Source organism: Pseudomonas sp. W2Oct36, from assembly GCF_041060465.1.
In the GTDB taxonomy this organism is placed as follows: Bacteria; Pseudomonadota; Gammaproteobacteria; order Pseudomonadales; family Pseudomonadaceae; genus Aquipseudomonas; species Aquipseudomonas graminis_B.
Genome location: NZ_JAUERW010000005.1, coordinates 201,429 through 227,802 on the forward strand (window position 1 = coordinate 201,429; position 26,374 = coordinate 227,802).

Consider the following 26,374-nt stretch of genomic DNA (forward strand, 5'->3'; position numbering starts at 1 on the left):
GATTACCTTAATGAGTCAGCGAAGCAGTTGACGGGACGACCGGGGCGGCGTTTTCGCCGGGCTTGCTGTCTTCGAAGCCTCCCCCGAGGGCCTGCATCAACTGGATCGAAAGATCGATTCGTTCCGCGTTGAGATCAGCCTGTTGGCGTTGCGATTGCAGCAGTTGTTGCTCGACGCTCAGCACGTCCAGGTAGTTGCCGATGCCGGATGAGTAACGCTGAACGACGGTGTCGTAGGATTTCTGAATGACGTCGGTCGCCTGCTGGCGCGCCTCGATCTGGCGGCGGATGTCGCGCAACTGGCCAATGCCATCGCTGACATCCCCCAGCGCCCGGACCAGCGTCTTGTTGTACTGCGCCACGGCGAGGTCGTAGTCGGCGTCCCGCGCATCAAGGTCGGCACGGCGACGGCCACCGTCGAAGATCGGCAGCGACACCGTCGGCGCGACGTTGAAAAAGCGACTGGCCGAGCCGAACATCGCGTCGCCCAACAGCGACTCAACTCCCGCCGACGCGCTCAGGTTGAGGTTCGGGTAGAAGTTGGTCTTGCTGACGTCGATGTTTTTGCTCGCCGCTTCAACCCGCCACCGCGCCGCCACCAGATCGGGGCGACGGCCCAGCAACTCAGCGGGCACAACCGAGGGCAAGGCCACAACAGCGGGTTGCAGCACGGCAGGCCGGCTCAGTTGTTCGCCGCGGTCCGGGCCTTTGCCCATCAGCACGGCCAGCTGGATTTTGGCGCTGCGCAGGCTCTTGTCCGCGTCCGCGAGCGATTCGCGGGAGTTGGCTTCAAGGCTCTGGGTCTGCTCGTACTGGTACTCGCTGTCGATGCCCGACTTGAAACGCCGCGCGCCCAGGTCCAGCAGTTGACTCGTGCGCTTGAGGTCTTCGGCCGCCAGGTCGCGGACGATGTAGGCCTGGCCCAGGTCGCTGTAGGCGCGGGCGACGTCGGCCGCCAGGGTCAGTTGCGCCGCTTGCTGATCGACTTCGCTGGCACGGGCCTGGCCCAATGCCGCTTCCCAGGCAGCGCGCTGGCCGCCCCACAGATCGAAGTTGTAATTGAAGCCGGCGCTCAGGCTGCGCAAGGTGCTGTAGCGCCCGCCTGCCCCGGTCGGGTCCTGGTCGCGGGCCAGACGGGAACGGCTGACGCCGGCATCGGAATCGACGGTCGGCATGCGTTCGGCGTCGGCGGCATAGGCCTGGGCACTGGCCTGATGGGTACGGGCCGCGGCGATCTGCATGTCCGGGCTGTCGCGCAGCGCTTCAGTGATCAAGCTGTTGAGCTGTGGATCGCCCAGGCTGGTCCACCAGTCGCGCTTCGGCCAGGCCGCCGGTGACAGGGTGATGCCGTTGAGGCTCTGGGCAGTCTGCAGACTGTTGGCATCAATGCCGACGGCTTCGGTTTTCAGGCCTTTGGAACTGGCGCAACCGGCCAGCACCAGTGCCACGACTATCACGCTCAAGGACGTGCGCAGGGTCGAGCCCCGCTGAATGTGAGTGCTCATCGTTCGGCGATCCGGGCAATCGTGATGGGGTCGCCCGAGGCAACCAGAATTTTCGTCAGAATCTTTTCCAATGCCAGCAGCTCACTGTCTTCCAGGACGCCGACCATCTCGTTCATCGCGTGTGCACCGATTTCCGGGAGCAGATCGGAGAGCGCCTTGCCTTCATCGGTGAGCACCAGTTGCACCTGACGCCGATCGGATTCCGAGCGCGCACGGGACAGCAGGTTTTTCTGCTCAAGACGATCGAGCATGCGGGTCATCGAACCGCTGTCGAGGTTCAACATGCGGCAAATGTCAGCCGGGGTCTCGGCGCAGAAACGCGCGATCATCACCAGCACTTTGAACTGCTGCGCGGTGACGCCGTGGGGCTCGAGATGTCGGTCGAGGATGCGGTTTTTCAGCTGCTCAGTCCGGCCCAGCAGCATGCCCAACAGACTGTCGTGAAAGTTTTCAGGAGTGAAATGTGCCATTGATAGCCACCCATTATCTGCTTAGGCAGTGAATGGGGCGGATCTTACTGCCTAGGCAGCAAACACACAATGAAACAAATTTTAAGGCGCGCGAATTCAGACGAACGTGGTTCGCCTGCTGAATAGGTAGGTTTCTACAGTGGGCTTAGAGCGCCGGCACGCCGCTGTGAAAGCGGAAGTCTTCGTCCGGGCTAAGGATCAGCTCGCGCTCGGCCAGGCGGATTTCTTCGATCTTGGCGTCGACGTCTGCTTCGTTGCCGTAGGTGTAGGCAAGCTTCAGGTAATCCTGAAAATGCCGGGCTTCGGACTTGAGCAGGCTGGCGTAGAACTTCGACAGGTCTTCGTCCAGATGCGGCACCAGTGCTGCGAAGCGTTCGCAGGAACGCGCTTCAACGATGGCGCCGACGACCAGCGCGTCGGTCAGGCGATAGGGGTTGTGGGTGCGAACGAGTTTGCGCAACGACCCGGCATAGCGCGCCGAACTGATGTTGGCCATCGGGATGTTGCGCTTCTTGATGATGCCGATCACTTGCTCGAAGTGACGCAGCTCTTCGCGCGCCAGCCGCGACATCTTCGCCAGCAGGTCGAACTTGTCGTTGTACTGGAACATGAACTGAAACGCCGCACCGGCGGCCTTCTTTTCATTGTTGGCGTGATCGATCAGCAGGATATCCAGATTCTGCAAAGCGGCCTGAACCCAACTGTCGGGCGTGGGGCAAAGCAGGAAGGCGTCGATCTCTGGATAAATCTGCATGGGTTCACGGATGGCTGGCTGGGCAAGGCGCAGCATTATACGGAGCCTGACGGACAGAGCCAGCCTGCGCAGATGAAAAGCGCAGGATTTACTGCCAGCGGGTGAGGGTCACGCCACTGTCAGACCGCACCCATTGCATCCTTGAGGAAGCCGGGCGCGATGTAGCGCTCGTAATGCGCTTCGGACAGCAGGAAGAATTCCCGATCAATGGCATCGCGCAGTTCAGGCAGCGACCAGTCGCGAAACTCCGGCAGCAGCACCATGCCGTAGGCGTCCAGCTGGTTGATCACCCGCGCGCCCCGTGCAATCAACTGGTACGCCCAGCAATATTCCGACTGATGCGGGACGAAACGGATTTTGCGTTGCTCCAGTTGCGCCCGCAACCTGGCCGGGTCGAACACCTCGACTTTCCCGGCCATCACTTGCACCAGCAGCTGTTCCAGGCGCAGCCAGACAGCGCGCTTCGCGTCTTCGTCGTAGCCGTTCCAGTGGATCACTTCGTGGTGGAAGCGCTTGCATCCGCGGCACACGAGGTCGCCGTAGACAGTGGAGCACAGGCCCACGCAGGGCGTTTTGATGATTTGATTGGGCATGACGGAGCAACACGGCGGCGAACGAAACAAGCCGGCATGTTAGCCCTTTGTCTAACGAGGTACACCCTTCAACCTGTAGGGGCTAACTTACCTTCAGCGGTTTTTTACCGTAGAATCACCGGGCCTTTTAAGGCGCCAATGTCCGTTGGAAGCTGTTTTCAAAGCGTCACGAGCACAGTCAGGGCTTTTTACGATGAGTCGGCCAGCCACTTGTCGCACAAAGCCCGCCCCGCAGTCCGGTCCGACGCGAGTTCGCTTGCGTCCCCTCCTCGACCGATCATGCAGGCGTAAAACTTTGAAAACAGCTTCTGTTGGAGATCGTCAGCTTCCTGCCAAGAAACTTTAAAAAGTTCGAGAGCGCCGATGCGGACCTTCTCTGGATGAGCGTCCCGGACACCCATTTGGGACCACTGATGAGGGTAATACTGTGCTTGAAGCCTACCGTAAACACATCGAAGAGCGTGCCGCCCAGGGTATCGTGCCCCAGCCGCTTAACGCCGAACAAACTGCAGGCCTGGTCGAGCTGCTGAAAAACCCACCGGCTGGCGAAGAAGCTTTCCTGCTTGACCTGATCACCAATCGCGTTCCACCGGGCGTTGACGAAGCTGCCTACGTCAAAGCCGGTTTCCTCTCTGCTCTGGCCAAGGGCGAAGTTCAATCCCCTCTGCTGGACAAGAAGCGCGCCGTCGAACTGCTCGGCACCATGCAGGGCGGCTACAACATCGTGACCATGGTTGACCTGCTCGACGATGCCGAGCTGGCACCGGTCGCCGCACAGCAACTGAAGCACACACTGCTGATGTTCGACGCCTTCCACGACGTCGCTGAAAAAGCGAAGAACGGCAACGCACACGCCAAGGGCGTGATGCAGTCCTGGGCTGACGGCGAGTGGTTCCAGAAGCGCCCGACCCTGGCCGAGAAGATCAGCCTGCGCGTCTTCAAGGTCACCGGCGAAACCAACACCGACGACCTGTCGCCTGCACCTGATGCCTGGTCGCGTCCGGACATCCCGCTGCACGCCCTCGCCATGTTGAAAATGGCCCGTGAAGGGATCGTGCCTGACGTTCAGGGCTCCATCGGCCCGATGAAGCAGATCGAAGAAATGCGCGGTCAGGGCTTCCCTATCGCCTACGTCGGCGACGTGGTCGGCACCGGTTCTTCGCGAAAGTCGGCGACCAACTCGGTGCTGTGGTTCTTCGGCGACGACGTCCCGAACGTCCCGAACAAGCGCGCTGGCGGTTTCTGCTTCGGCACCAAGATTGCGCCGATCTTCTACAACACCATGGAAGATGCCGGCGCTCTGCCAATCGAATTCGATGTCTCGAACATCAACATGGGCGACGTGATCGACGTCTACCCGTACGCGGGCAAAGTCTGCAAGCATGACAGCGAAGAAGTCATCACCACCTTCGAACTGAAGACCCCGGTGCTGCTCGACGAAGTCCGTGCTGGCGGTCGTATCCCGCTGATCATCGGACGTGGCCTGACCGACAAGGCGCGCGCCGAGCTGGGCCTGGGCCCGACCGACCTGTTCAAGCTGCCTGAAGCCCCTGTCGATACCGGCAAAGGTTTCACCTTGGCGCAGAAGATGGTGGGCAAGGCATGCGGTCTGCCGGAAGGCAAAGGTGTGCGTCCTGGCACCTACTGCGAACCGAAGATGACCACCGTCGGTTCTCAGGACACCACAGGTCCCATGACCCGTGATGAACTGAAAGACCTGGCGTGCCTGGGCTTCTCGACCGATCTGGTGATGCAGTCGTTCTGCCACACCGCGGCGTATCCGAAGCCGATCGACGTGACCACGCACCACACGCTGCCTGACTTCATCATGACCCGCGGCGGCGTTTCCCTGCGTCCGGGCGATGGCATCATCCACAGCTGGCTGAACCGCATGCTGCTGCCGGACACCGTCGGTACCGGCGGTGACTCGCACACCCGCTTCCCGATGGGCATCTCGTTCCCGGCCGGTTCGGGTCTGGTGGCGTTTGCCGCGGCCACCGGCGTCATGCCGCTGGACATGCCGGAGTCGATCCTGGTCCGCTTCAAGGGCGAGATGCAACCGGGCATCACCCTGCGTGACCTGGTGCATGCGATCCCTTACTTCGCGATCCAGAACGGTTTGCTGACCGTCGAGAAGAAAGGCAAGAAAAACGCCTTCTCGGGCCGCATCCTGGAAATCGAAGGCCTGGACAACCTGAGCATCGAGCAGGCATTCGAACTGTCCGATGCCTCGGCCGAGCGTTCTGCCGCAGGTTGCACGATCAAGCTGTCGAAAGAGTCGATCACCGAATACCTGAACTCGAACATCACGCTGCTGCGCTGGATGATCGAACAGGGTTACGGCGATCCGCGCACGCTGGAGCGTCGTGCTCAGGCGATGGAAGCCTGGGTGGCCAATCCGGAGCTCATGGTTGCGGACGCTGATGCCGAATACGAAGAAATCATCGAGATCGATCTGGCCGACATCAAAGAGCCTGTGCTCTGCGCGCCAAACGATCCGGACGACGCGCGTCTGCTGTCCAGCGTTGCCGGCGAGAAGATCGACGAAGTGTTCATCGGTTCGTGCATGACCAACATCGGCCACTTCCGCGCGGCGGGCAAGTTGCTGGATCAGGTCAAGGGTCAGCTTCCAACGCGTCTGTGGCTGTCGCCGCCGACCAAGATGGACGCTCATCAATTGACCGAGGAAGGCTACTACGGGATCTACGGCAAGGCTGGCGCGCGCATGGAAATGCCGGGCTGCTCGCTGTGTATGGGTAACCAGGCACGTGTGGAGCCGAATTCGACGGTTGTTTCGACGTCGACCCGTAACTTCCCGAACCGTCTGGGTGATGGGGCGAACGTGTATCTGGCGTCGGCTGAGTTGGCGTCTGTGGCGTCGATTCTGGGTCGTCTGCCGACGGTCGAGGAGTATATGGAGTACGCGGGCAAGATCGACAGCATGGCTGCTGATGTTTATCGCTACTTGAGCTTCGATCAGATCGCGGAGTTCCGTGAGGCTGCAGCGAACGCTAATATTCCGGTTGTTCAGGCTTAACAGCTGAGACCGTGTTGAGAAAACCCCGCTTCGGCGGGGTTTTTTTATGGCCAGTTTATTCATAGGACCGGCTTCAGCCGGGAATTGTGCGGGGATGCTGATAGCGTCTGCCTGGGGGCAGACTGTTTCGCCTTCGGCGAGTTACTTGGAAAAGCACCCCAAGTAACCAAGGGTGCTTGCTCCTGGTTTGGCCCTTCCTTCGTCAGGGTCCCTTCACTCCGGTCTCGCTCCGTGGGCCCGCCGCCATCCGCCATCCATGGCGGGGGGCGGCTCTCGCGGCATCCATGCCGCTCGGCCCACTCCGCGAAACCTGCGTTCAGCCTGCACCAAAGTCGCGATTGGCGGTGACTGAGCTATTTGCGTATGAAGATCAGAGGCAGATCAGAAGCAGATCAGAAGCAGATCAAAAGCTTCCCGGCTGAAGCCGGTCCTACGGGCGTACGCGTTGCTATTAGTAGGACCGGCTTTAGCCGGGAAGACGGCCTCACTGACTGCATGCGTTGCTTTTAGTGGGACCGGCTTTAGCCGGGAAGGGGCCGGTGTGGGCGAGGGCAATTTCGCGGCCTGGCACGTTGATCGTTCCCACGCTCCGCGTGGGCATGCATCCCGTGACGCTGAGCGTCACAACGTGCGATATCCATGCTTCTAGCCGTAGCCACGCCCGCAATCAGCCGCTTAGACTGTCCCCTCTTTCTGTTTTCATAGGACGAATCCAGTGAATGTTGCTGTTGATCAGGTGGTGATCCATCGTTTTTCCGAGGCCCATATCGAGGGTGTGACGGCGTTGTACAACGACCCTGCGGTGTGCCGTCAGGTGCTTCAGATGCCGTATCAGTCGGCCGATGTCTGGCGCAAACGGCTGGCGGGGGCGGATGAGCGTTCATTGAAGCTTGTCGCTCTGCATCAGGGTCAGGTGATCGGCAACATTGGTCTGGAGCAATACGCGCGCATTCGCCAGCGGCATGTCGGCGCCATCGGCATGGGCATCGCGGCGGCCTGGCAGGGCAAAGGGGTGGGGTCGAGGCTCATGGCCGCTGTGCTGGAAGTCGCGGACAACTGGATGAACCTGCACCGGGTGGAACTCACCGTGTTTGCCGACAACGAAGCCGCTTTGGCGCTGTACCGCAAATTCGGCTTCGAAACCGAAGGCCGCCTGCGGGACTACGCCATACGCGACGGCGTCCTCGTCGACGCTATCAGCATGGCGCGCTTTAAATAACCGCTCAGCCTGTGGAAGAGCGACGCAGAGCGTCTGGGGATGCATGCCCACGCGGAGCGTGGGAATGATCAACAGCATTCGCGAGCAAGCTCGCCCCCACAGGCAGGGTGTCCGATCAGCAAAACTGCCAGCGCTCACACTGGCCCCTTCCCGGCTAAAGCCGGTCCCACTAAAAAGCACACCGCGTACACACTGTGGGACCGGCTTCAGCCGGGAAGCTGTTGATCTGATCTAAACGCGCTTTTGATCTTGATCTTCATACGCAAAAAGTCCAGTCCCCGCGAAACGCGACTTGGGCGCAGGCCGAACGTAGATGATGCGCAGTGGGCCGAGCCGCATGGATGCGGCGAGAGCGCCGTCAGGACATGGATGTCCGTTCGGCGCGGGCCCACGGAGCATCGTCGAAGTGAGGGAACCCGACGAAGTCGGGCCTAGCCAGGAGCAAGCACCCTTGGTTACTTGGGGTGCTTTTCCAAGTAACTCGCCGAAGGCGAAACAGTCTGCCCCCAGGCAGACGCCCTTGACCTTGATCTCCCCAACGCAAAAACAAAAAAAGCCCCGCGTCTCACAACGCGGGGCTTCCGATTACAGACGACTAAACCATCACACCACCGCCGTCTGCCCACTCATTGCCAGGTCCAGCAACTCACGGTTAGCGACCGCATACATCGCATAATCGTTACCGCTCGCCGCACGCAACTCCACCAACATCGCGCGCCAGCGCTCGACCATCGGCAAATGCTGCTCCAGCCACAGACTCAAACGCTCCTCGACATCCGCAGGACCATTCGCCATCTGCAACACCGACACCGTAATCGCCCGCTGCTGCCAATCGATATCATCACGGAACGCCTCACGGGCCAGCGCCTGCCAATTGTTCTCCACCGGCAATGCACTGATCTGCTGCAAATACCACGTCACATCCAGCGAACTGCCCACCGCGAAATACACCTTCGCCACGTCCGCTGCATTCTGACCAGTCACATCAGACGCCTCGATGATCGGCAACAGCGTGTACAGGTGACTGGTACCCGCCACCATCCGCGCCAGCAGCTCCGGCACGCCGGCCGCGACGTACTCCTGATAACGCGTCTGCCAGACCTCACGGGTCGGCCCTTCCAGCAACTCGTCCAGCTTCAGACCCAGCGCCGCGATGTGCGGACCGAAGTGCGCCACATCACGCCCTGCGTCCAGCTCATTGCGACGGCTGCGCAGGAACCAGCGCGTGGCGCGACGACCCAGACGCATCAACTCATCCATCAACGCCAGCTGAATCTCCGCCGGCACCTTGTAGTCCAGCGCCTCGATCTGACGGAACCAGTGCGGGAGGTGGAAAATGTCACGCACGATCACGTAGGCACCGGCCACGTTGGCGGCGGTCATGCCGGTCGACTCTTTGAGTCGCTGCACGAAGGTGATGCCCATGTGGTTGACCAGATCGTTGGCGATCTGCGTGCTGACGATTTCGCGCTTCAGACGGTGGCGACGCATCGACTCGGAGAACTTCGCGCCCAGCGATGGCGGGAACGCCGTTTCCATGTCACGCGCCAGGTAGTCGTCGTCCGGAACGCGGGATTCCAGCAGCGCTTCCTTGAGGTCGATCTTGCTGTAGGAGATCAGCACCGACAGCTCGGCCCGGGTCAGGCCCTTCTTCTCGGCGATGCGCTCGGCCAGTTGATCTTCCGCCGGCAGGAACTCGATGGCACGGTCCAGCTTGCCCCGCACTTCCAGGTCGCTCATCAGGCGCTTGTACTCGGCGATGCGCTCGTAGGCACGACGCTCCGCCAGAGACAGGGCCTGGGTCTGCTTATAGTTGTTGCCGAGGACGAGGTTGCCCACTTCGTCGGTCATGCTTTCGAGCAGCAGGTTGCGCTGCTTCTCGGTCATGTCGCCGGCCTGGACCACTTCGTTCAGCAGGATCTTGATGTTCACTTCGTGGTCGGAGCAGTCCACACCACCGGCGTTGTCGATGAAGTCGGTATTGGTCGCGCCGCCCATCAGGCCGAATTCGACGCGGCCCAGCTGGGTCATGCCCAGGTTGCCGCCCTCGCCCACTACCTTGCAGCGCAGCTGATTGCCGTTGACGCGCAGTGCGTCGTTGGCCTTGTCGCCGACGTCTGCGTGGGTCTCGGCGCTGGCTTTGACGTAGGTGCCGATGCCGCCGTTCCACAGCAGATCCACCGGCGCCATGAGCAGCGCGTGCATCAGCTCGGTCGGGGTCAGTTTGTCAGCGGTGATGTCGAAGCGCGCTTTCATCTGCGGGGTGATCGCGATGCTTTTCGCACTGCGCGGGAAGATACCGCCGCCTGCGGACATCAGACTGGTGTCGTAATCGGTCCACGCCGAGCGCGGCAGGTCGAACAGACGCTGACGCTCGGCAAAGCTGCTGGCCGGGTCCGGATTCGGGTCGATGAAGATATGCAGGTGGTTGAAGGCCGCGACCAGTTGCAGCTTGTCGGACATCAACAGGCCGTTACCGAACACGTCACCGGCCATGTCGCCGACGCCGATCACGCTGATGCTGTCCTGCTGCACGTTGATGCCGCGCTCGCGGAAGTGGCGCTGTACGCCAACCCACGCGCCCTTGGCGGTGATGCCCATTTTCTTGTGGTCGTAACCTGCCGAGCCGCCGGACGCGAAGGCGTCGCCGAGCCAGAAACCGTAGTCGATGGCGATGCCGTTGGCGATGTCGGAGAAGGTCGCGGTGCCTTTGTCGGCGGCGACGACCAGGTACGGGTCATCGTCGTCATGGCGCACGACGTTGGCCGGCGGCACCAGTGCGCCTTCTTTCAGGTTGTCGGTGATGTCCAGCAGACCGGAGATGAAGAGGCGGTAGCAGGCGATCGCTTCGGCCTGAATCTCGTCGCGGGTCCCGGTGGTCGGCAGACGACGGGGCAGGAAACCGCCCTTGGCGCCGACCGGCACGATGACCGAGTTCTTCACCTGCTGGGCTTTGACCAGACCCAGCACTTCGGTGCGGAAGTCTTCTTCACGGTCGGACCAGCGCAGGCCGCCACGGGCCACGTTACCGAAGCGCAGGTGAACGCCTTCGACGCGCGGCGAGTAGACGAAGATTTCAAACTTCGGCACCGGCTTCGGCAGCTCGGGGATCAGGCGCGGGTTGAACTTGAAGCTGAAGTAGCTCTTGCTCTGGCCGTTGGCGTCGGTCTGGTAGAAGTTGGTGCGCATGGTCGCCTTGATCAGGTCAAGGTAGCGACGCAGGATGCGGTCTTCGTTGAGCACTTGCACGCCGTCCAGCGCGGTCAGAATGGCCTGCTCCAGACGCTGCTGCATGTCGTCGAGGTCGCCGCCGCTCAGCTTGCGCGCCAGATAGAAGCGGGTCTTGAACAGACGCGTCAGCTCGCGAGCGATGTCGGCGTGGTTGTTCAGCGTGCTGGCGATGTAACCCAGGTCGAAGCCCAGGCGGATCTGCTTCAGGTAACGCGCGTAGGCACGCAGCAACGCCACGTCGCGCCACGGCAAACCGGCGGTCAGCACCAGACGGTTGAAGGCATCGTTCTCGGCTTCGCCACGAACGATGTGGACAAAGGCGTCCTGCAGCGTGTCGTTGAGCTGTTGCAGGTCCAGGTTCAGACCTTCGCCGTAAGTGAACGCAAAATCGTGAATCCAGAACTCGCGGCCGTTGGTGTGGCGCAGGCGGTACGGGAATTCACCGAGTACGCGCAGGCCGAGGTTTTCCAGAATCGGCAAAACGTCGGACAGCGCCAGCGGCGTGTCAGCGTGGTACAGCTTGCAGTGCAGCTGCGCCTTGTCGCCGGACAGCGGCTGGTAAAAGCTCATGACCAGCGGATTGGCTTCGGACAGGCTCAGCACGTGTTGCATGTCGACTACGGCGGAGTGCGCGGCGAAACGCTCGCGGTAGCCGGCCGGGAAACCTTTCGGGAAGTCGGCCAGCACGTTGGTGCCCTGAGCTTCGCCGAAGCTTTCGATGACCAGACTGGCGTAATCGTCTTTCCACGAACGGCAGGCCTGGATGACTTCGTTTTCCAGCTGCTGCGGATCGATGTCGAGGGTGACTTTCGGGTCCACACGCAGGATCAGTTGCACCCGCGCCAGTACCGACTCGGAGAAGAAGGTCCAGAACTCGCAGTCGGTGGCTTTCAGGCGATCCATCAGCACTTGCTGAATCTTCTGACGGACTTCGGTGGAATAGACGTCGCGCGGCACATAGGCCAGGCAGTAGCAGAAACGGCCGTACGGGTCCTTGCGCAGGAACACGCGAATCTTGTTGCGCTCCTGGATCTGCACGATCGACATGACGGTGGTGAACAGCTCGTCCACCGGGGTCTGGAACAGGTCGTCGCGGGGCAGCACTTCAACCACTTGCGCCAGTTCCTTGCCCAGGTGCGCCTTGGCGTCGAACCCGGAGCGGCGCTCGACTTCGGCGACCTTGCGGCGGATGTAAGGAATGGCACGCACGCTTTCGCCATACACCGAGGAGGTGTACAGGCCCATGAAGCGCGATTCCTTGATGACCTTGCCGTCGGCGTCGATCTGGCGGATCGACACGTAGTCCGGGTACGCCGGTCGATGCACGCGGCTCGGGTGCGCAGCCTTGGCGAACGACAGCAGGGTCGGCTCCTGCAGGTAGTTCACTGCATAGCCTTCGATGTGCAGGTCTTCGGCGGTGAGCCCTGCGCGCAGTAGTTTGGTCAGGCCAAGGAAGGACGACGGGTCGTACTGGAGCTGACCGCCCTCGCCTTCGCTGCTGACGGTGAATTCTTCATAGCCGAGGAACGTGAAGTGGTTGTTGACCAGCCATTCGAGGAACACCTTGACCTCGGATTTCTCCTCCGGGTCAATGGTGTACTCCGTGGCGTCGATGCCGGCCAGCAGCTCGTGGAGCTTGGCTTTCATCGGCTCGAAGTCTTCCACCGCGACGCGGACTTCACCCAGCACCTGCTCCAGTTCGCGGGCGAGCACGTTCAGCTCCGCGGCATTGGCGCAACGGTCGATCTCCAGGTACATCAACGATTCTTGCAGCACGCCGTCGCCGCTGGTGCCTTTTGGCAGCAGTTCGAGCAGTTGGCCCTTCTCGTCGCGACGCACGCTGAGCACAGTGGTCTGCAGCGTGTGGATGCTGTAGCCGCGGCGGTTCAGTTCGGTGCGCACCGAGTCGACCAGGAATGGCAGGTCATGGTGCAGCACTTCGACGGCGGTGTGGGTGGACTGCCAGCCGTGACGTTCGTAATCGGGGTTGTAGACCCGCACTTCAGGCGTGCCGTGCTCGAAGCGTTCAAGCAGGCGCCAGGCCGAGAGGGTGCAACCGGCCAGGTCAGAGAGTCTGCGCTGGGTGAGTTCGTCGAGGGAGATGATGCCGAAGAATTGTTCGGCGAACAGCGCCACTTGTGGCAGTGCCTGTTCGCTGATGTGCTGAGCCAGTGCCGCTCGCAGTTGGTGCTGGAAGTCGGACTTGCTGGCTGCGGTGAAGAACGCCATCTGTGGTACTCCGATTGGCTTGAGCTTTTATATAGGAGAGATGCGTGTGTCGGGTGGAGCTTTGTGTTTGCCTCGTTTGCGTCTGGTCGATGATAGTCAGCATAACGTGACAGAGGGCAATGCGATTGGCACTGCGTGAATTACTAACGCTTTTGGTGTGTGTGCCGTCACATTTGTTCGGCTCGGGTGCAGCTTAACGAGTGGCGCCCTGAATCTGCTTGCGATGCTGCGACATATTCGGACATCGGGTTGCAGGCAGGGTGCTTCGCTGGGCCTGTTCCGTAAGAAGATCAAGGAGCGGCTTGAGGGGACTGATTTATTTACAGTGCTTCATCGTAAATCAATCTGTCCCCGGGGTACGCGGTGCGGCTAGAAGAAGATCAAGAGCGTCGGCCTAACGGCCTTGGTTTCGCCTTCGGCGAGTTACTTGGAAAAGCACCCCAAGTAACCAAGGGTGCCTGCTCCTGGTTGGGCTCCTCCTTCGTCGGAGTACCCTCACTCCGACGACGCTCCGTGGGCCCGCGCCGAACGGACATCCATGTCCTGACGGCGCTCTCGCGGCATCCATGCCGCTCGGCCCACTGCGCGAGACCTGCGCTCAGCCTGCACCAAAGTCGCGTTTGGCGGTGCCTGGACATTTTGTGTACGAAGATCAAAAGCAAAAGCTTCCCGGCTAAAGCCGGTCCTACAGTCATCGCCAATCCCACTTGATGCACGCGCTGCTTTTTTAGTGGGACCGGCTTTAGCCGGGAAGGGGCCAGCCTGCTAAGGGGACTGATTTATTTACAGCGCTTCACCGTAAATTAATCTGTCCCCGGCGGATCGGTCATTCAACTGCCAACCGCAATATCCAGCAAATCTCCCACAAGACTGGCAAAATCCATCCCTGCCCTGCCCCCCAGCCACAGGAATCACCGCCATGCAAATGACCACCGACAGCTTCATCTATAACCCATGCGACGAGGAGGAAGATGATATGGCGCTGGCCTGCTGCCATGGCAGCAGCACCGGTGATCTGTTTCTGCTCGCGCGTTTCCCCGATGAGGATGAGGTCGATATCACGTTTCGTGACGACACGATCCATGTCGAAGACAACATCACCGTCACCCTGAGCGCCACCCGGCTGCTCGTCGAAATCAACGCCGCCGACGCTACTCCCCTGGGCGGTGATACGGCGTATGAGATCACCCACAGCACCCCCGCCAGTGAATTGGCCGAGCTGGACGCCACGCTGCGGATCATCCTCAGCGGTGTCGGGACGTACGTCAGCCAGATCAACTGAGACCTCCCCGGCATCGGGCCCCAATTGACGCAAATGTAAGACAGTTCTTGTTTTTGCCCAGTCCTTTGCTGAAAAGCCGAAAAAACCCGCCGGCCGATTAGTCGGCGCCCCTGCGATGGATTAAAGTAACGCCCCCAGCTTCGGCGCCACTTGGCGCTGCTGCCTCTCCTGCCAGGAACTGTCATCGATGGAACATCGTGAAGCGTTGATCGCGCTGCGGACCTTTCTCTCCACCCAGATTCTCGGGCAGGAGAAACTGGTTGAGCGCTTGCTGATCGCGCTGCTGGCCGACGGTCACATGCTGGTCGAAGGCGCGCCGGGACTGGCGAAGACCAAGGCGATCAAAGAGCTGGCTGAAGGCATCGAAGCGCAATTCCATCGCATCCAGTTCACCCCCGACCTGCTCCCCGCCGACATCACCGGTACCGAGATCTATCGTCCGGAAACCGGCAGTTTCGTGTTCCAGCAAGGCCCCATCTTTCACAATCTGGTGCTCGCCGACGAAATCAACCGTGCGCCGGCCAAGGTGCAGTCTGCCTTGCTGGAGGCCATGGCCGAGCGTCAGGTCAGTGTCGGGCGCAGTACCTACGACCTGTCGCCGCTGTTTCTGGTGATGGCGACGCAAAACCCCATCGAGCAGGAAGGCACCTACCCGCTGCCCGAAGCGCAGCTCGATCGGTTTCTGATGCACGTCAAGATCGGCTTCCCGGACGCCACCGTCGAACGCAAGATCCTCCAGCAGGCCCGGGGCGAAGCGCTCAACGGCGAGACCAAGCCGGAGCGCCGGGTCAGCCAGCAGGCGATCTTCGCGGCGCGCAAGGAAATCCTCGGGCTGTACATGGCTGACGCCGTTGAGGAATACCTGGTGCAGCTGGTGATGGCGACCCGCACGCCCGCCAAGTTCGATGCCGAGCTGGCCGAGTGGATCGGTTATGGCGCAAGCCCCCGCGGTTCGATTTCCCTGGACCGCTGCGCCCGGGCCCACGCCTGGCTGGCCGGGCGGGATTTCGTCAGCCCGGAGGACATCCAGGCGATGGTCTTCGACGTGCTGCGTCACCGCATCATTCTGTCGTTCGAAGCAGAAGCGGCGGGCATCGATCAAGACCGCGTGATCCAGCGCATTCTCGACGTCGTGGCCGTCGCCTGACCCCATGCAACCCTATCTGATTTCCCAACCGGGCATTCGCATCAGCCTCGCCGAGCTGATTGAGATGCGTCATCGCGTGCGGGAAGTGCAGCTGTTCTCCACCCCCAGCCAGCGCAGCCCGCTGATTGGTCTGCACCATTCCAAGCTGCGGGGGCGCGGGGTGGACTTCGATCAGGTCAGGGTCTATCAGGCCGGCGACGACGTCAGGACCATCGACTGGCGCGTCACCGCCCGCACGCAAGAACCCCACACCAAGCTGTTTCACGAAGAACGCGAGCGGCCGATTTTCATCATGGTCGAGCAAAGCCGCCGCCTGTTTTTCGGGTCCGGGCTGATGTTCAAGTCAGTCCTCGCCGCCCAGGCTGCCGCGCTGGTGGGATGGGCCGCACTGGGCCACAACGACCGGGTCGGCGGGCTGGTGTTTGGTGACAACGAGCATTACGAAATCAAGCCGCGACGCAGCAAGCAAAGCCTGCTGCAACTGCTGAACCGGCTGGTGCGAGTCAATCAGTCGCTGCATACCGAAGCGGCTGCCGACCGTGACACCTTCGGCGTGGCGCTGCGTCGTGCGCGGGAGGTGATGCGTCCGGGCAGTCTGGCGATCATCCTGTGCGACGAGCGCGCGCTGTCCGATTCGGCCGAACAGCAACTGGCCTTGCTGTCACGGCATTGCGACCTGTTGCTGCTGCCGCTGTCCGACCCGCTGGACCACGCGTTGCCCGCCGCCGGTTTATTGCGCTTCGCTGACCGCGGCGCGCACCTGGAGCTCGACACCCTTAACGCCGACCTGCGCCAGAGCTACCGTGCCCAGGGCGAAGCGCGTCAGGCGCGCTGGGAACTGCTGGCGCAGAAACTGCGCGTGCTGTTGATGCCGCTGAGCACCCAGCGTGAAATGGTCGAGCAATTGCGCGAGTACCTCAACGGCCAGCGTCCGGTGAAACAGCCATGAGTGCGCTGGACCAGCTGCAACCGCTGATCCTGCCGGAGCCGGTCGGGTTCTGGCCGCCCGCGCCGGGCTGGTGGCTGTTGCTGATCCTGCTGCCCGCGCTCGGCTACGGCCTGTGGCGGGCGCGCACGCTGCTGCCAAAAAAGGCCAGCGCTGACACCGTCGAGCCATTGGACCCCTTGCGCCAGGCCGCACTGGTCGAACTCGCGCAGATGCCCAAACCCTACGACGGCGCACCGGCCGGAGCCTGGCTGCAACAGATCAACGGCCTGCTCAAGCGCCTGTGCCGCAATCACTACCCCTACAGCCAGAGCCACACCCTCAATGGCCGCAAATGGCTGGCGTTCCTCGACAACCGCTGCCCGGCCGCCGGCCTCACGCGCTGGATGATCCTCGTCGAGGGCGCCTACAAGCCCGAATGCAAACTCGACGACAAGGCCATCAACGGCCTGACCCAGTCGGTCGAGACCTGGATTCGCAAGCATGTTTGAGTTCGCCTGGCCGTGGCTTTTCGCCCTCCTCCCGCTGCCCTGGCTGATGCGGCTTGTGCTGCCCGCCGCAGACAGCGGCGAAGCGGCGCTGAACGTCAGCTTTCTCCAGGAGCTGGAAGGTCTGGCCGGGCGCCGTGCGCGAACCCATTTGCCGGGCTGGCGGCGACAATTGCCGTTCGTGACCGTCTGGCTCCTGTTGCTGGTCGCTGCCGCCCGTCCACAATGGCTGGGCGAGCCGTTACCGGTTGCCGCCAGCGGCCGCGATCTGCTGGTCGCAGTGGACGTGTCGGGATCGATGGATTACCCGGACATGGTCTGGAAAAACGACGAGGTCAGCCGCCTGACCCTGGTAAAAACCCTGCTGGGGGACTTTCTTGAGCACCGTCAGGGTGATCGCATCGGCCTGATTCTGTTCGGCAGCCAGGCATATCTGCAGGCGCCGCTGACCTTTGACCGCAAGACCGTGCGGCTCTGGCTGGACGAAGCACGCATAGGCATTGCCGGCAAAAACACCGCTATCGGCGACGCGATCGGCCTGGCGTTGAAGCGTCTGCGCCAACGCCCGGCCCAGAGCCGCGTGCTGATTCTGGTCACCGACGGCGCCAACAACGCGGGCCAGATCGACCCGAGAACGGCCGCGCGTCTGGCCGCCAGCGAAGGCGTGAAAATCTACCCCATCGGCATCGGTGCCGATCCCGATAAAGGCGCCACCAGCATTCTTGGCCTCAACCCCAGCCTGGATCTGGACGAGCCTGCGCTGCGGGAAATCGCCGCGGTCAGCGGTGGGCAGTATTTCCGCGCGCGCAACGGCGCCGAACTCGCCGGCATCGGCAAGGCGCTGGACCGGCTTGAGCCGGTGGCACAGCAACCGACCCAGGCACGTCCGGCCCGGGCGCTTTATCACGTGCCGTTGGCGATGGCCCTGTTGCTGAGCCTTCTGCTGGTGGTCCAGGAGCGCTGGCCGAACAACCCGGTTTACCGCCTTTTTTCGCGCCGCCCGACGCTTGTACAGGCCACGCTGTGGCGTGAACGCTTGAAGCGCCTGACGAGGCGCCCATGATCGACTTTCTCTCCGGTCTATGGCCCCAGTGGTCCCGCCCTGGCTGGCTGCTCCTGTTGCCCGCGCTCGGCTGGCTGTTGTGGCGGTTATGGAATCGGCAGAAGCGCGTCGGGCGCTGGCAGATGATTTTGCCCAGCGTGTTTCATTCAGCGTTGCTCAGTGGCGGCGGTGGCCGGGACAGCAAATGGCCGTGGGTGGTACTGGGTCTCGGCTGGTTGCTGGCGGTCCTGGCACTGCTCGGCCCGAGCTGGCAGCGTGTCGAGCAGAACAGTCAGCGGCCGGTTGATCCACTGGTGGTGATGCTCGAACTGACGCCGGAAATGCTCGCCGCCGACAGCCCGCCCACCCGCCTGGAACAGGCGCGACGCAAAGTGCTCGACCTGTTACAGGCGCGCAGCGATTCACAGACCGCGATCATCGTGTATGCCGGCAGCGCCCACACGCTGGTGCCGCTGTCGGACGACCTGGCGACCAGCAAAAACCTGCTGGATGCGATCAAGCCGTCGATCATGCCCGAAGCCGGCCAGCGCGCAGACCTCGCCGTGCGCAAGGCTCTCGACTTGCTGGAACAGGGCGACCTCGGTCAAGGGCGGCTGCTGTGGATCGGTTCGTCCCTCAGCGACGCCGAGCGTCAGGGCATTCGCACCGCGATGACCGGCCGGGACGCCCCTCCTTTATTGATGCTCGGCGTCGGCACCGCTGAAGGCGCGCCAGTCACCCAGGAGAAAGGCGGTTTTCTGAAGGACGCCCAGGGCGGCATCCTTGTGCCGCGTCTGGACGGGCCGGTGCTGAAGGATTTCGCCGACGGCATGGGCGGTCGCTACACGTCGCTGCGTCTGGACAACCAGGACCTCAACGACCTCGGCCTGCTCGACGGTCCGAAGAGTCTGATCAGCCAGGGCCAGAAAGTGCGCCTCGACCGCTGGGCCGACCAGGGCTACTGGTTGCTGTTGCCGCTTCTGCTGCTGGCCGGTTGCGCCGGGCGACGCGGTTGGTTGTTGTGCCTGCCGTTGCTGCTGATGGCCGTGCCGCAACCCAGCTATGCCTCTGGTTTCGACGACCTGTGGCGCCGCCCCGATCAACAGGGCGAGCACCTGCTCAAGCGGCATCACCCGGCAGAAGCCGCGCGGCATTTCGAAGACCCGCAGTGGCAAGGTGTCGCGCTATACCAGGCCGGTGACTACGCCGGCGCCGTCCAGCGCTTTGCCCAGGGCAGCAGCGCCGCCGACCATTACAATCGCGGCAATGCGCTGGCCCGAAGCGGTGAGCTGGAAGCCGCCATCGACGCCTATGAACAGGCGCTGGAGCGTCAACCGGACTTCCCGGCGGCGTTGGTCAACAAGGCGTTGGTGGAACAGGTGCTGGAGCAGACCAAGGCATCGGATCAGGCAAAAGCCGACGAGAAGGCGAAGACTGACGAGAATGCGGACAAGGCCCGCGAAGGCAATGCCGGACAGTCGTCATCGAGCGCGCAGTCGGCGCCGCAGGAGGCCAATGCCGACCGCTCGGCCAGCGATCAGCAAAGCGCCACCGACGAGCAGGCTTCCGGCGCAGGATCCGACAGCGATGAGCCGGCGCGTGTCTCAGGCAAACCGGGCGACGGACAAATCGATGGCGAGCAGAAACAGGCGCTCGAACAATGGCTGCGGCAGATCCCCGACGAACCCGGTGAGCTGTTGCGGCGCAAATTCTGGTACGAACAACAGCAGCATCAGGAAAAGACCCGATGAGTCGTCTGCACAGGTTGCTGATTGCAGGAATGTGGTGCCTGTTCGCTCTAGTGGCGCAGCTGGCCCAGGCCGACAGTGCGGGCTCCACGCTGCAATCCAGCGTCGACCGCACGCGCGTCAACACCGGCGAAACCCTTGAACTGACCCTTGAAACCGACGACGCGACCGTCTTCGGCAGGCCGGACATGACCGCGCTGGACGCCGACTTCGAAGTGCGCGACACCCGCCAGCTCAACAGCCTGACCACACTGGAAGGCAACGTTCACGCGACGACTCGCTGGCTGATCACGCTGATGCCGCGCCACAGCGGCTCGATTGAGGTCCCGTCGCTGAAGCTGGGCGAAATGATCAGCAAGCCGATCGTACTGCAGGTGGTCGATGTCGGCCCCGTCACCCAGGGTCAGGAGCAGAAGCTCGCCCCGGTGTTCATGGAGGCGAGCCTCGATCAGGACAGCGTGTATGTTCAGGCGCAGGTCTTGCTGACCGTGCGCATCTACCACTCGGTGTCGCTGTTCGACGACAGCAGCCTGACGCCGCTGCAAGTGCCGGACGCGCGCATCGAAAAGCTCGGCGACACCCGCACGTACGAGAAGCAGATCAACGGCATTCGCCACGGCGTGATCGAAATGCGCTACGCGCTGTACCCCCAGCACAGCGGTAAGCTGACCATCCCGGCCCAGGCGTTCAGCGCCACGCTGGTTCAGGACACCACCGACGCCAGTGCGGCCGCCGCCATGGCACCGGGCGCAATCGCCAGCGGGCCGAAGCCGGGCCGATTGATGCACGTGACGTCGCTGCCCCTGACCCTCGACGTCAAGCCGCAACCGGCGCACTACCCCGCCGACACGTCATGGCTGCCGGCGCGCAGCATCAGCCTCAGTGAAAACTGGAGCCCGGAACCGGCCCACAGCCAGGTCGGCGACTCCCTCACGCGCACCTTGCAACTGAAAGCCGAAGGCTTGTCCAGCGCGCAGTTGCCGCCGCTGCCTGCCACCGACGTCAGCGCATTGCGGCGTTACCCCGATCAGCCGCAACTGAGCAACAAGCCCGGTGAGCGCGGTTTGACCGGCGTGCGCGAGGAGCGGGAAGCGCTCGTCCCCAACCGTCCCGGCGCCATCGAGATTCCCGCTATCGATCTGGTCTGGTGGAACACCCAGGAAGATCACCTTGAACACAGCGCCCTGCCCGCCCGCACCTTGCAGGTCAGCCTTAACCCGGCGTTTGCGGTGGACACGCCCGTAAGCGACAACAGCAATGTGACGGTGATCGGCCCGCCGGTGTGGCCGTGGCAGTTGAGCACAGTGCTGTTGAGCTTCACCACGTTGCTGGGCTTCGGCCTGTGGTGGCGCGGTCGTTGGCAACCGGCGCTGGCCCGGGTCGCGCAAACGGGGCCGAGTCCGCGTACAGTGCTCGACGACCTGAAACGCGCCTCCCTGGCCAACGATCCCCACGCCACCCGCCAGGCGCTGGACGCCTGGGCCCGACAACAGCCGGAAACCCTGGCCGATATGGCTGCGCGCTTCGTGCCGCTGTCCCATGCGCTGGACGGCCTGAACGGCGCGTTGTACAGCGAGACCGAAAAACTGTGGCTGGGCGAAGACCTCTGGCGCGCCGTCAAAGCGCTGCCCGCCATCGAAAACCCCCAGGACCCGAGTGGGGGCGACAGCTTGCCGCCGCTTTATCCGAAATGATTTCCATCGATCAGCGCATTCTCCGGTCACAGATAAAATGCGCTGATTGTTAAACCAAGGTAACCCCATGCGTCTGTTCCACACCTCCGACTGGCACCTCGGCCAGAACCTCCATGGTCAGGAGCGAGATTTCGAACACGCCGGCTTCCTGACCTGGCTGCTGGCCCGTCTCGCCGAGCGCAAACCGGATGTCCTGCTGATCGCCGGCGACATCTTTGACACGGTCAATCCGCCGGTCAAATCCCAGGAGCGGCTGTACGACTTCATCGTCAGCGCCCACGAACAGAACCCGCACCTGACCATCGTCATGATCGCCGGCAACCACGACTCCGGCTCGCGCATCGAGTTGCCCGCGCCGCTGATGCGACGCCTGCGCACCCACGCGCTGGGCCGGGTGCTGTGGCTCGACGATGGCGTGCTGGACGTTGACCGACTGCTGCTTCCACTGAGCAACGCCAAGGGCAAAGTCCTCGGCTGGTGCCTGGCGTTGCCTTTTCTGCGGCCGGCCGAAGTCACCGGCGCGGCGTTGGGCGACAACTACTTGCGCGGCATCGGGCAGGTCCACGACATGCTTATCGCCGCGGCGAATCAGCGGCGCAAGAAAGGCCAGGCCCTGATCGCCATCAGCCACGCGCACATGGCCGGCGGCTCGGTGTCGGAAGACTCCGAACGCAGCCTGATCATCGGCAACGCCGAAGCCCTGCCCGCCAGCCTCTTCGGCGAAAGCATCACCTACGTGGCGCTCGGGCATCTGCACAAACCCCAGCGAATCAACGGCGAGGACCGCATTCGCTACTGCGGCTCTCCCATCCCGCTGTCGTTTTCGGAAATCGGCTACCAGCATCAGATCCTCGAAATCGAGTGCGACGGCGACAAGCTGGTCAGCGTCAAACCCCTGCTGATTCCCCGCGCCGTGAACTTGCAACGGGTCGGCCCGGCGCCACTGGCCGAGCTGTTGCTGCAACTGCGGGATCTTCCGGACATCGATTTGCTGGCTGACGTCGACCGTCAGCCGTGGCTCGAAGTCCGTGTGCGTCTGGACGAACCTCAGCCGGACCTGCGCAACCAGATCGAAGCCGCGCTGGAGGGCAAGGCCGTGCGACTGGTGCGCATCGCCGCCGAATACGCCGGCAAGGGCAGTCGTGATGAAGACGCCAATCAAGACCTGATCGAACTGGACCAGTTGAGCCCGCAGGAACTGTTCAGCCGTGCATGGCAGGACAGCTACGGCAGCGAAGTGGATGAGCAGACGCTGCAGGACTTCGCGACCCTGCTTCAGGACGTGCAGCTGGAGAGCGAGCAGCCATGAAAATCCTCGCCATTCGCCTGAAAAACCTCGCCTCGCTGGCCGGCCCGTTCGAGCTGGATTTCACCGCCGAGCCCCTCGCCAGCGCCGGCCTGTTCGCCATCACCGGCCCCACCGGCGCGGGCAAAAGCACGCTGCTGGACGCCCTCTGCCTGGCGCTGTTCGGCGCGATTCCCCGGCTCAACAACATCGGCCAGTCCCGCGTGCCGGAGATCGACGGCGACATCAGCACCAACGACCCGCGTAACCTGCTGCGTCGCGGCACCGGCAGCGGTTACGCCGAGGTGGATTTCGTCGGCATCGACAAGCGCCGTTATCGCGCGCGCTGGGAAGCCAACCGCGCCCGTGACAACGCCACGAAAAAACTCCAGGCCAGCCGCCAGACGCTGATCGACCTGGACAGCGAGCAGATTCTCAGCACGCAGAACAAGACCGAGTACAAGACCCTGCTGGAAGCGCGCCTGGGGCTGAACTTCGAGCAGTTCACCCGGGCGGTGATGCTGGCGCAAAGCGAATTCAGCGCCTTCCTCAAGGCCGACGACAAAGACCGCAGCGAACTGCTGGAAAAGCTCACTGACACGGCGATCTACAGCCAGCTGGGCCGTCGCGCCTACAGCAAAAGCAAGGAAGCCGAAGAAGCGCTGAAAACCCTTCAGGCCCAGGCCGGCACGCTGACGCCGATGGAGCCTGCGCAGCGCGCCGAGCTTGAGCAGCGCTTCAACGACGCTCAACAGCAACTGAAGCTGGAACAGGCGCAACTGCGCCAGTTGGAGCTCAAGCAGCAATGGTTCAAGGAATTGAATCGCCTGCGCGACAGCCACCAGGCCGCCAACGAACAGCTCGCCAGCGCCCAGCAGACGTGGGACGCACACAGCGCCGATCGTCAGCAGCTCGCGTTGTTGGAGCGTCTGGCGCCGCAGCGGCATCTGTTCGGTCAGCGCGCCCGGCTGCAGGCTCAGCTCGCGCCGCTCACCGCCGCGATTCAGACCCATCAGCTCAAGCAAACCGGGCTCAATGGGCGCATCGCCGAGCTGGACAGCACACGCATCAGCGCCGACGGCGCGTTGCAGCAGGCGCAGGAACAACTGCTCAACGCGCGGCCGGCCCTGAGTGAAGCGCTTGAACAGCAGGCCCAGCTCAATCATCTGAATCAGGAGCTGCAACCGCTCGGCGAGCAGGCGCGCGCCGCGCAGCAAGCCAGCATTGAGGGCCAGTCGACGCTCGAGCACCTGGGCGAGCAGCAACGCCAGGTCGAAGTGCGTTTGCAATCGATCGCCGAGCAACTGGAGCAGAGCGCGTCGCTGACCACCTTGAGTCAGTCGTGGAGCGCCTACAGGCCGCGTCTGCAGCAAACCGTGCAACTCAGCGCGCGTCTGATCCAGGGCCGTGGCGAGCTGCCGCAGCTGGAAAAAAACGCCACCCTCGCCGAGCAGACCCTGAGCGAACGCCGCAGCGCCCTGCAGGCGCTTTACGACGACGCCGAGGTCAAGGCCGATGCGGTCAGCCACGACATCGAGCGGCTGGGGCAACTGCTGCAAGACAACCGCCAGCAGCACAGCGCCAGCGACTCACTTGAACGTCTGTGGCAGCGCCATCAGGACGTCGCCGGCCGCCTGCTCGACGTGCAAACCCGCCAGCAGCAGGCCACCGAACGTCGTGCCCAAGGCATCGCCCAGGGCCTGAAACTCAAGGCCGAACATGAAGCCGCCGAGCAGGCGCTGAAGGTCACCGTTGAACTGCTGCAACGCCAGCGCCTGACCCGCAGCGCCAGTGTCGAGCAACTGCGCGAGCAATTGGTCGATCAGCAACCGTGCCCGGTGTGCGGCAGCGAAGACCATCCGTATCACCAGTCCGAGGCACTGCTTGAAGCGCTGTCGGGCCACGACGACGGCGAGGAAGCGCGCGCCCGGCAGACCGTCGGGCAGCTCAGCGAAAAGCTCGCCGAGCTGCGCGCCGAAGTTGCTGAGCTGAACAATCAGCTTAAGCAGTCCAAGCCGCAGCAAGACCAACTGGCCGAACAGTTGCAAACCCTCGCGCCTGAACTGGAAGCTCACCCGCTGCATCCGCGCCTGATGGAGCAACCCGAGCACCTGCGCGGGGACTGGCTGAGCGAACGCCTGCATCAACTGGCCCAGGACATCCTCAGCGCCGAGCAGCGCCAGAGCCGTCTGCTGAAAGTGCAACGGGATGCCGAATCCCTGCAGCAGCAGGTGCTCGATGCCCGCGAGGCCAGTCAGCAGGCGATGAAGCTGCTGGACGATCAGCAACGCCACATCGCTCTGGACAACCAGGAGTTCGAAGCGGCGCTGCAGGAGTTCGAGCCCCTGCTCCCCGCCGAAAGCCTGAGCCAGTGGCGCGAGTCGGCGACCCAGAGCTTCATGCAGCTGGACAACGACATTGCCGCCCGCGTCGAGCAGCTCGATCAGCAAAAGACCGAACAACAGGAGCACAGCGAGCGGGCGCAAAAACTGGAGCGCGAGCAGGTTGCGCAGCAGAGTCGCGAGACAGAACATCAGAAGTTGCAGGCGCAACTCGCTGCCCGTCAGCAGCAGCAACAGACGGTGCAACAACAATTGGCGCGGACCCTCGGCGACCATGCATCGCCCGAGCGCTGGCAGCACGCCCTTGAACAGGGGGTTGAGCAGGCCCGTGAGGCTCAGGCCGCTATCGCCCAAGAACTGCAAGCGGCGCGCAGCGAGCTGATCAAGCTGACTGCGGAGCTGGAGGGCGAACAACAGCGCTTGCAAACCCTCGAACAGGAGGTGGCAGAGCTCGAACGGCAGATCGCCGAGTGGCGCAGCAGCCACAGCGAGCTCGACGATGCCGCCCTTGAAGCCTTGCTGGGGCTGAGCGACGACAGCGTCAGCGGGTTGCGTCAGCAATTGCAGTCCAGCGAAAAAGCCCTGGAGCAAACCAGGGTTCTGGTGGCAGAGCGCGCGGCGCAGTTACAGCAGCATCAGGCCCAGCACAGTGACGGTGGCGACGCTGAGCAGTTACTTGCGGCGTTGACCGAAGCGCAGGCGCAATCGGTGGTTCAGGATCAGCTGTGCGCCGACTTGCGTGCCCAGGTCAGTGAAGACAACCGCCGTCGCGACGCCAGCAGCGAGCTGCAAGAGCGCATCGCTCACGCGCAGTCCGAATACCAGCGCTGGGGCCGCCTCAACGCGCTGATCGGCTCGGCCACCGGCGACACGTTCCGCAAGATCGCCCAGGCCTACAACCTTGATCTGCTGGTGCACCACGCCAACGCGCAGCTCAAGCAACTCGTGCGTCGCTATCGCCTGAAACGCGGCGGCAGCATGCTCGGCCTGCTGGTCATGGACACCGAAATGGGCGACGAACTGCGCTCGGTTCACTCGCTCTCGGGCGGGGAAACGTTCTTGGTCTCCCTGGCCTTGGCGTTGGGCCTGGCGTCCATGGCGTCCAGCACGCTGAAGATTGAATCGCTGTTCATCGACGAAGGCTTCGGCAGCCTCGACCCCGAATCCCTGCAACTGGCCATGGACGCCCTCGACGGACTGCAGGCCCAGGGCCGCAAGGTCGGGGTGATCTCCCACGTACAGGAAATGCACGAGCGAATCCCCGTGCAGATTCAGGTCCGGCGTCAGGGCAATGGCCTGAGCACCGTCGAGGTCAGCAGCGGCTAAACCGTTTTTTCACGACGCACGGACACGCCTGATGGCG

The 26,374-nt window shown here is 62.8% G+C and carries 16 protein-coding genes; 11 read left to right on the forward strand and 5 right to left on the reverse strand.

The genetic code is table 11. The annotated features are described in order from the left end of the window. Positions 1-7 precede the first annotated feature (7 nt). The 4 genes from QWI18_RS10210 to QWI18_RS10225 form a co-directional block, all read right to left on the reverse strand. Positions 8-1,504 (reverse strand): efflux transporter outer membrane subunit, encoded by a 1,497-nt coding sequence (locus tag QWI18_RS10210; protein ID WP_369318776.1) that lies wholly within the window; start codon positions 1,502-1,504, stop codon positions 8-10. Further along, the gene (locus QWI18_RS10215; protein WP_065986418.1) at positions 1,501-1,974 is read right to left on the reverse strand and encodes a MarR family winged helix-turn-helix transcriptional regulator; all 474 of its coding nucleotides are present in this window, start codon (positions 1,972-1,974) and stop codon (positions 1,501-1,503) included. Before QWI18_RS10215 ends, QWI18_RS10210 begins: the two co-directional genes overlap by 4 nt. A 145-nt stretch (positions 1,975-2,119) precedes the next feature. Continuing rightward, the gene (locus tag QWI18_RS10220; RefSeq protein WP_065986544.1) at positions 2,120-2,728 is read right to left on the reverse strand and encodes a tRNA-(ms[2]io[6]A)-hydroxylase; all 609 of its coding nucleotides are present in this window, start codon (positions 2,726-2,728) and stop codon (positions 2,120-2,122) included. A gap of 119 nt (positions 2,729-2,847) precedes the next feature. Continuing rightward, positions 2,848-3,321, reverse strand: coding sequence for a DUF1289 domain-containing protein (locus tag QWI18_RS10225; protein WP_065986417.1), 474 nt, complete (start codon positions 3,319-3,321; stop codon positions 2,848-2,850). A 427-nt stretch (positions 3,322-3,748) separates the two neighbouring features. Here QWI18_RS10225 and acnB point away from each other — a divergent pair, with 427 nt between their 5' ends. Together acnB and QWI18_RS10235 are read left to right on the forward strand one after the other, a co-directional pair. Beyond that, positions 3,749-6,358 carry a bifunctional aconitate hydratase 2/2-methylisocitrate dehydratase gene (gene acnB, locus QWI18_RS10230; protein WP_065986415.1) on the forward strand — a complete coding sequence of 870 codons (2,610 nt, stop codon included), beginning with the start codon at positions 3,749-3,751 and terminating at the stop codon, positions 6,356-6,358. Positions 6,359-7,073: 715 nt separating this feature from the next. Further along, the gene (locus tag QWI18_RS10235; RefSeq protein WP_369318777.1) at positions 7,074-7,577 is read left to right on the forward strand and encodes a GNAT family N-acetyltransferase; all 504 of its coding nucleotides are present in this window, start codon (positions 7,074-7,076) and stop codon (positions 7,575-7,577) included. 603 nt (positions 7,578-8,180) lie between these two features. Here the strand turns inward: QWI18_RS10235 and QWI18_RS10240 are convergent. After that, entirely contained in the window at positions 8,181-13,037 is a 4,857-nt protein-coding gene (locus QWI18_RS10240) for an NAD-glutamate dehydrogenase (RefSeq protein WP_369318778.1), read from the reverse strand. A 919-nt stretch (positions 13,038-13,956) separates the two neighbouring features. Here QWI18_RS10240 and QWI18_RS10245 point away from each other — a divergent pair. From QWI18_RS10245 to QWI18_RS10285, 9 genes are all read left to right on the forward strand, one after another. Next, positions 13,957-14,319, forward strand: a complete 363-nt coding sequence (locus tag QWI18_RS10245; RefSeq protein ID WP_296310072.1) for a hypothetical protein — start codon at positions 13,957-13,959, stop codon at positions 14,317-14,319. A 187-nt stretch (positions 14,320-14,506) separates the two neighbouring features. Next, positions 14,507-15,466 (forward strand): MoxR family ATPase, encoded by a 960-nt coding sequence (locus QWI18_RS10250; protein ID WP_037013687.1) that lies wholly within the window; start codon positions 14,507-14,509, stop codon positions 15,464-15,466. A 4-nt stretch (positions 15,467-15,470) separates the two neighbouring features. Beyond that, positions 15,471-16,415, forward strand: a complete 945-nt coding sequence (locus QWI18_RS10255; RefSeq protein ID WP_065986160.1) for a DUF58 domain-containing protein — start codon at positions 15,471-15,473, stop codon at positions 16,413-16,415. Continuing rightward, positions 16,412-16,903, forward strand: coding sequence for a DUF4381 domain-containing protein (locus tag QWI18_RS10260; RefSeq protein WP_065986161.1), 492 nt, complete (start codon positions 16,412-16,414; stop codon positions 16,901-16,903). The genes QWI18_RS10255 and QWI18_RS10260 overlap by 4 nt, the downstream gene beginning before the upstream one ends. Further along, positions 16,896-17,963 carry a VWA domain-containing protein gene (locus tag QWI18_RS10265; RefSeq protein ID WP_192134631.1) on the forward strand — a complete coding sequence of 356 codons (1,068 nt, stop codon included), beginning with the start codon at positions 16,896-16,898 and terminating at the stop codon, positions 17,961-17,963. Before QWI18_RS10260 ends, QWI18_RS10265 begins: the two co-directional genes overlap by 8 nt. Then, positions 17,960-19,693 carry a VWA domain-containing protein gene (locus QWI18_RS10270; protein WP_369318779.1) on the forward strand — a complete coding sequence of 578 codons (1,734 nt, stop codon included), beginning with the start codon at positions 17,960-17,962 and terminating at the stop codon, positions 19,691-19,693. The genes QWI18_RS10265 and QWI18_RS10270 overlap by 4 nt, the downstream gene beginning before the upstream one ends. Then, on the forward strand, positions 19,690-21,384 hold the full coding sequence (locus QWI18_RS10275) for a BatD family protein (RefSeq protein ID WP_369318780.1): 1,695 nt from the start codon (positions 19,690-19,692) through the stop codon (positions 21,382-21,384). The genes QWI18_RS10270 and QWI18_RS10275 overlap by 4 nt, the downstream gene beginning before the upstream one ends. A gap of 67 nt (positions 21,385-21,451) precedes the next feature. Beyond that, positions 21,452-22,693 carry an exonuclease SbcCD subunit D C-terminal domain-containing protein gene (locus tag QWI18_RS10280; protein ID WP_065986165.1) on the forward strand — a complete coding sequence of 414 codons (1,242 nt, stop codon included), beginning with the start codon at positions 21,452-21,454 and terminating at the stop codon, positions 22,691-22,693. Continuing rightward, the gene (locus QWI18_RS10285) at positions 22,690-26,337 is read left to right on the forward strand and encodes an AAA family ATPase (protein WP_369318781.1); all 3,648 of its coding nucleotides are present in this window, start codon (positions 22,690-22,692) and stop codon (positions 26,335-26,337) included. The genes QWI18_RS10280 and QWI18_RS10285 overlap by 4 nt, the downstream gene beginning before the upstream one ends. Positions 26,338-26,374: the final 37 nt, after the last annotated feature.

Bases quoted from the DNA above. Each gene is read 5' to 3' on its own strand.
- QWI18_RS10280 (WP_065986165.1), top strand. From the start codon at position 21,452: ATGCGTCTGTTCCACACCTCCGACTGGCACCTCGGCCAGAACCTCCAT.
- QWI18_RS10215 (WP_065986418.1), bottom strand. From the start codon at position 1,974: ATGGCACATTTCACTCCTGAAAACTTTCACGACAGTCTGTTGGGCATG.
- QWI18_RS10245 (WP_296310072.1), top strand. From the start codon at position 13,957: ATGCAAATGACCACCGACAGCTTCATCTATAACCCATGCGACGAGGAG.
- QWI18_RS10260 (WP_065986161.1), top strand. From the start codon at position 16,412: ATGAGTGCGCTGGACCAGCTGCAACCGCTGATCCTGCCGGAGCCGGTC.
- QWI18_RS10250 (WP_037013687.1), top strand. From the start codon at position 14,507: ATGGAACATCGTGAAGCGTTGATCGCGCTGCGGACCTTTCTCTCCACC.
- QWI18_RS10210 (WP_369318776.1), bottom strand. From the start codon at position 1,504: ATGAGCACTCACATTCAGCGGGGCTCGACCCTGCGCACGTCCTTGAGC.
- QWI18_RS10240 (WP_369318778.1), bottom strand. From the start codon at position 13,037: ATGGCGTTCTTCACCGCAGCCAGCAAGTCCGACTTCCAGCACCAACTG.
- QWI18_RS10220 (WP_065986544.1), bottom strand. From the start codon at position 2,728: ATGCAGATTTATCCAGAGATCGACGCCTTCCTGCTTTGCCCCACGCCC.
- QWI18_RS10225 (WP_065986417.1), bottom strand. From the start codon at position 3,321: ATGCCCAATCAAATCATCAAAACGCCCTGCGTGGGCCTGTGCTCCACT.
- QWI18_RS10285 (WP_369318781.1), top strand. From the start codon at position 22,690: ATGAAAATCCTCGCCATTCGCCTGAAAAACCTCGCCTCGCTGGCCGGC.
- QWI18_RS10270 (WP_369318779.1), top strand. From the start codon at position 17,960: ATGATCGACTTTCTCTCCGGTCTATGGCCCCAGTGGTCCCGCCCTGGC.
- QWI18_RS10265 (WP_192134631.1), top strand. From the start codon at position 16,896: ATGTTTGAGTTCGCCTGGCCGTGGCTTTTCGCCCTCCTCCCGCTGCCC.
- QWI18_RS10275 (WP_369318780.1), top strand. From the start codon at position 19,690: ATGAGTCGTCTGCACAGGTTGCTGATTGCAGGAATGTGGTGCCTGTTC.
- QWI18_RS10255 (WP_065986160.1), top strand. From the start codon at position 15,471: ATGCAACCCTATCTGATTTCCCAACCGGGCATTCGCATCAGCCTCGCC.